The organism is Bacillus sp. 05T31 (assembly GCF_056396725.1).
This window is the reverse complement of the sequence record NZ_JBFTMA010001181.1, coordinates 1-754: the sequence shown is the minus strand read 5'-3', so window position 1 is coordinate 754 and position 754 is coordinate 1. Positions and strand designations below refer to the sequence as shown.

At 34.7% G+C, this 754-nt stretch carries 1 protein-coding gene; it reads left to right on the top strand.

Annotated elements, in window-relative coordinates:
- On the top strand, nt 1-588 hold a 588-nt coding region (locus tag AC1DJR_RS32240), incomplete at its 5' end, for an AMP-binding enzyme (RefSeq protein ID WP_477004498.1).
- Nucleotides 589-754 lie beyond the last annotated feature (166 nt).

The following is a 754-nucleotide window of genomic DNA, read 5'->3' as shown; positions in this document are numbered from 1 at the left end:
GATCAAGGTAAACCAATTCGAGATGAAGTCGGAGAATTATGTTTAGAAAAACCTTGGGTAGGTATGACGAAAAGTTTCTGGGAAGATGATGAACGTTATGTAAACACATATTGGTCACGCTTTGAAAATAAATGGGTCCATGGGGACTGGGTTATTTATGACGGTGAGCAATACATCATCACAGGACGTTCAGACGATACGCTAAATATTGCAGGGAAACGTATTGGGCCTGCTGAATATGAATCTATTCTTGTGAAACATAATGAGGTAATAGAAGCAGCGGCAGTTGGTGTACCGGATGATGTAAAAGGAGAAGTTTGTCATTGTTTTGTTGTATTACGAGATGGTGTAACATTCTCAGGAGAATTAAAGAAAGAATTAATGAGTTTAGTAAACTCTCATATTGGTAAAGCTTTATGTCCAAAAGACATCCACGTTGTAGAAGATTTACCAAAAACACGWAATTCTAAAGTAATGCGACGTGTTATTAAAGCAGCTTACTTAGGAAAAGAGTTAGGMGATTTATCGTCACTWGTAAATCCTGAAGTAGTTCCGTTTATTCAGGGGTTACAGTCTAGCAAACTATAAMATTACGAATGAGCTCTATGTAAATAGAGCTCATTTTTAATGTTTACAAAAAGATAAGAGAGAAAAAGTAAATTTGAAGTTAAAAAATCTACTATTAGTGTTAAGTATATCTGTTTGTTTTTAGTTTTTATCAAAATAGGATACTATGGCTGTCTATTCAATGGAG